Origin of the sequence: Leisingera sp., assembly GCF_034669605.1 — a bacterium.
In the GTDB taxonomy this organism is placed as follows: Bacteria; Pseudomonadota; Alphaproteobacteria; order Rhodobacterales; family Rhodobacteraceae; genus Leisingera.
In genome coordinates this window covers 1-3,145 of record NZ_JAXMOX010000325.1, presented here as the reverse complement: position 1 = coordinate 3,145, position 3,145 = coordinate 1, and the positions used below count along the sequence as shown (strand labels likewise).

Here is a 3,145-nt window from a genome sequence, read left to right as displayed (position 1 = left end):
CGCGCCTGGAAACTCTCCTTTTTCGGCGAGGACCTGGAGGCGATCACCGAGTTCGACCCGCTGACCGGCGAAAAGACCGGCAGTTTCGATCAGATCCGCGTTTATGCGAACTCCCACTATGTGACGCCGAAACCGACGCTGAACCAGGCCGTCATCTCGATCAAGCAGGAGCTGAAAATGCGGCTCGAGCAGTTGGTCGGAGAGGGCAGGCTTTTGGAAGCCCAGCGGCTGGAGCAACGCTGCAACTTCGACATCGAGATGCTGGAGGCGACCGGCCATTGCAACGGGATCGAGAATTACTCCCGCTACCTGACGGGCCGCGCCCCGGGCGAGCCGCCTCCGACCCTGTTTGAATTCATCCCTGACAACGCCATTGTCTTTGCTGATGAATCCCACGTTTCCGTCCCGCAGATCGGCGGCATGTACAAGGGCGACCACCGGCGCAAATTCACCCTGGCCGAACATGGGTTCCGGCTGCCGTCCTGCATGGACAACCGCCCGCTGAAATTCGAAGAATGGGATGCGATGCGCCCGCAGTCGGTCTTTGTCTCCGCCACGCCGTCAAAATGGGAGCTGGAGCAATCCAGCGGCGTCTTTGCCGAACAGGTGATCCGCCCCACCGGCCTGTTGGACCCGCAGGTCGAAATCCGCCCGGTTGACATGCAGGTGGACGATTTGCTGGACGAGGTGCGCCGCGTCACCGCCAACGGCTTCCGCACCCTTGTGACCACCCTGACCAAACGCATGGCCGAGGATCTGACCGAATACCTGCATGAACAGGGGATCAAGGTCCGCTATATGCACTCAGACATCGACACGCTGGAGCGCATCGAAATCCTGCGTGATCTGCGTCTTGGCGCCTTTGACGTGCTGATCGGCATCAACCTGCTGCGCGAGGGGCTGGATATTCCCGAATGCGGCCTAGTCGCCATTCTGGACGCCGACAAGGAGGGCTTCCTGCGCTCGGAGACCTCGCTGATCCAGACCATCGGCCGCGCCGCGCGCAACGCCGAGGGCCGCGTCATCATGTATGCCGACCGCATCACCGGCTCGATGGAGCGCGCCTTGGGGGAAACCAACCGCCGCCGCGAAAAGCAGATCGCCTATAACACGGAACACGGCATCACCCCGGAAACCGTCAAGAAAAACGTCGAGGATGTTCTGGCTGGACTTTATGAGGGCGACGTTGACATGAACCGCGTCACCGCTCAGATCGACAAACCGATGCACGGCGCCAATCTGGAGGCGCATCTGAACGGATTGCGCGACCAGATGCGCAAGGCCGCCGAAAATCTCGAATTTGAGGAAGCCGCGCGTTTGCGTGACGAGGTCAAGCGGCTGGAGGCGGTGGATCTGGCCATATCGGACGATCCGCTGGCGCGGCAAGCGGCGGTGCAGGCCGCCTCTGACGCTGCCGTAAAATCCCGGGGCCGCTCCACGGCGGGCAAGGCCGGGACCCGGGCTTACAGAGGCAAGTCGCAGAAGAAGTTTTCGTGAGTGTTGGGGACGCAGCATAGAGTTGTGCCCGATAACGGCAGGACGCACAAAAGTACCGGCCTGCTGACAGCATTTCGGTAAAACTTAATGACACCGGCTTGCATGTGACTCGCCGGATTTCTGCGCGTATGCGCGGCGGGCGCTTTGATTTATGCCAATGACCCACAATTTTGCACAGCCAATCGGTTTGCACCGGCGCGACATCATAGGAAGTGTTTATCGATCATTCACTTGAGATTTATCCTTTTGCTCTCTGGCGCATAGGGTCAGGATGCATTGATTTTCACAGCGCTGCGTGGTTCAAAGCTCGGAAATGGAGCGGTGACATGAGCGGCTTTTATTGGCTGACTGACGAGCAGATGGCCAGGCTTGCCCCGTTTTCTCCGCAGTTGCACGGCAAGCCTCGGGTCGATGATAAACGGGTGCTGAGCGGAATTATTTTTACCAATCGCAATGGGTTGCACTGGCGAGATGTCCCCGAACCCTAAGGGCCGCACTGTGGGGCGGGACCGTCGCCCCAGCAGGCGGCGTAAGCCCGGTGAACGCTCCACAGCCGGTGGACGTGGTATGCCAAGTCCAAGAACGGTACCCGCGTGCCTATCTGAAGAACATCCTCAGACTGTCGTCTGGTGACTAGGGTTCATCCGGCATCATCGGGGACCGCGTCCCGGTCTGGGACCACGGTGAATCAGCGCCCTCAGGCGCGGCCAGTCTCTCTTTGTTGTTTCAACAATTAATGGGGAATAGGCGGTGCAACTGCGCGGACCCTATGCGGCGGCTGTCATAGCCTCGGCGCGCGTGAAGCGGAATTCTGTGCCGTCGCGCCACATGCGGTACAGGACCATCCCGATGCGGCGCGCCAGCGCAACCGTTGCGCACTTCTTCCCGTGTCGCTTGGCGATAGTCAATGCCCAGGCAGGCAGCCAACTTGGACGGGCACGGTTCAGCATCACCGTGGCCGCTTGGTAGAGCGCCGTACGAAGCCGCGCATCGCCGGCCCGGGAGATTACGCCCAGGATGCCGCGCTCCCCCGGCTGCTCGCGCCTCGGGGTCAAGCCAACCCATGGGCCGACGTCGCGGGAGGATCGAAAGCGATCGGGGGCGTCGATGGCTGCCTTGACCGTCAGAGCCACAAGAGCGCCGACACCGGGCATGAGCATCAGTTGGCGGCACACCGGATCGGACTTGGCATGATCGCGCAGGAGTTTCTCCAACACCGCCATTTCCTGACCAAGCGCACGCCGCGCTGTCAGGATCGGGGGTACGGCAGCTTCCAGCATGCTATTGCCGTCGGCCAGCTCCTGCACCCGTTGCTCGAAGCGCACTTTGGCAACACATCCCATCTTGAGCCCGAAGTTGCGCAGCACACCACGGATCGACAGCTCGAGATTCATAACGGTTTGCTGGATCGCCTTGCGAGAGGACAGCAGGGCGCGCATCTCCCGCGGCGGCATTGATTTGCAATGTACTGGCCGGATCCACCTCATCTGCAAGAGCCGCGCGATACCTTCGGCATCCCGCCGGTCCGTCGTGATCGGCATCGCCTTCAGCGCGCCCTTCTCCTGCCGGGTCTCCATTCGGACGGCAGCAAATCCCGCCTCGGTCAAATGCTGATACAGCCATTGCGACAGCGGCCCGGCTTCAAGAC

The 3,145-nt window shown here is 61.1% G+C and carries 2 protein-coding genes and 1 pseudogene; 2 read left to right on the top strand and 1 reads right to left on the bottom strand.

Features of this window, described 5'->3' with window-relative positions; all coding sequences use genetic code 11:
• Window positions 1-1,497: helicase-related protein (locus VOI29_RS23635; RefSeq protein WP_323784232.1), on the top strand; the 1,497-nt coding region annotated here is incomplete at its 5' end.
• 326 nt (window positions 1,498-1,823) lie between these two features.
• Window positions 1,824-1,976: pseudogene (locus VOI29_RS23630) on the top strand (transposase); the annotation flags it as partial.
• A 288-nt stretch (window positions 1,977-2,264) separates the two neighbouring features.
• Here the strand turns inward: VOI29_RS23630 and VOI29_RS23625 are convergent.
• Window positions 2,265-3,145 (bottom strand): IS110 family transposase (locus VOI29_RS23625; protein WP_323784229.1); only part of this gene is annotated, 881 nt, incomplete at its 5' end.